This is a genomic window from Streptomyces sp. WG7 (genome assembly GCF_049975785.1).
In the GTDB taxonomy this organism is placed as follows: Bacteria; Actinomycetota; Actinomycetes; order Streptomycetales; family Streptomycetaceae; genus Streptomyces.
Genome location: NZ_JBNGGE010000163.1, coordinates 1 through 912 on the forward strand (window position 1 = coordinate 1; position 912 = coordinate 912).

The window sequence follows — 912 nt, forward strand, 5'->3', positions numbered from 1 at the left end:
GGTCGTGTCGCGCGGTGGTTGGCGGAGGCGGGTGCTGAGCGGCTGGTGCTGACCAGCCGGCGGGGGATGGACGCGCCCGGTGCCGCTGAGCTGGTGGCGGAGCTGGGTGTCGAGGCGTCGGTCGTCGCCTGTGACGCGTCCGACCGTGACGCGCTGCGCGCCGTGCTGGTCGAGCACGCCGATGCGCTGACCGCCGTGGTCCACACCGCCGGCGTCCTGGACGACGGGGTCCTCGACTCCCTCACCGCGGACCGTCTCGAGACCGTCCTGCGGGCCAAGGCCACGTCGGCGCTCCATCTGCACGAGCTGACGGTCGAGCTGGGTGTCGAGCTGGACGCGTTCGTGCTGTTCTCGTCGATGAGCGGCACGATCGGCGCAGCCGGTCAGGGAAATTACGCGGCGGCGAATGCCTTCCTGGACGCGCTGGCGGAGCAGCGGCGTGCGGACGGTCTGGCGGCGACGTCGATCGCGTGGGGTCCGTGGGCCGAGGGCGGCATGGCGGCCGACGAGGCGACGGTCGCCCGCATGCGCCGAGGCGGGGTCCCGCCCATGAAAGCCGGGTCGGCGATCACGGCGATGGGCCGCGCCGTCGGAGCCTTGGACACCACCGTCGTGATCACGAACTTCGCCTGGGACCGCTTCGTCACCGACTTCACCGCCGGGCGCCCCAGCAACCTCTTTGCCGACTTGGTCGACACGAGGCCTGTCGTCGCGGCCGCCGGCACTGCCGACGCGTCAGCCGTCGGGGCGTCGACTTCCCTTGCTGAGCGACTGGCGTCCCTTTCCGCGGGTGAGCGGGAGCGGATGCTGCTGGACCTGGTCCGGGGCCAGGTGGCGGCTGTGCTCGGTCATGCCGGGGTTGACGCGGTGGGTGCCGGGCGGGCGTTCAAGGAGCTGGGCTTCGACTCGCTG

The 912-nt window shown here is 72.4% G+C and carries 1 protein-coding gene; it reads left to right on the forward strand.

Translation table 11 applies throughout. From position 1 onward, the window contains the following. Nucleotides 1-45: 45 nt before the first annotated feature. Nucleotides 46-912 (forward strand): beta-ketoacyl reductase (locus ACP4J0_RS38545; RefSeq protein ID WP_426604114.1); only part of this gene is annotated, 867 nt, incomplete at its 3' end.